1 protein-coding gene is annotated in these 351 nt (G+C 72.1%); it reads left to right on the forward strand.

The window, feature by feature from the left end:
* On the forward strand, positions 1–351 hold a 351-nt coding region (locus AC1DCG_RS25250), incomplete at both ends, for a hypothetical protein (RefSeq protein WP_477041775.1).

The following is a 351-nucleotide window of genomic DNA, read 5'->3' on the forward strand; positions in this document are numbered from 1 at the left end:
GGCCAAGATGAAGATCGAAGTCCGCGCCGCCCACGCCAAGGCCGGCAAGCTGCGCGCGCGCGACCGCATGGTCGCCTTCCTGCCGCGCTACGCCGGGCTGGCCAGCCGCCTGCCGTGGCTGTTCAACCTGCGTGACCGCGTGCCGGGACTGCCGGCGCTGAGCGAGCGCCTGTTCGGCCTGTCCGCCCGGCGCTCGCTGCCGCGCTGGCAGGCGGCTTTCCTTGGGGGCGACTACACGCCGAAGGCGGCGGGCGGCAAGGAGGTGGTGCTGTTCGTCGATACCTTCAACAACCATATGGAGCCCGAGAACGCCCGCGCGGCCCAGCGCGTGCTCGAAGGGGCCGGCTACAC

Source organism: Caulobacter sp. 10L414, assembly GCF_056395525.1.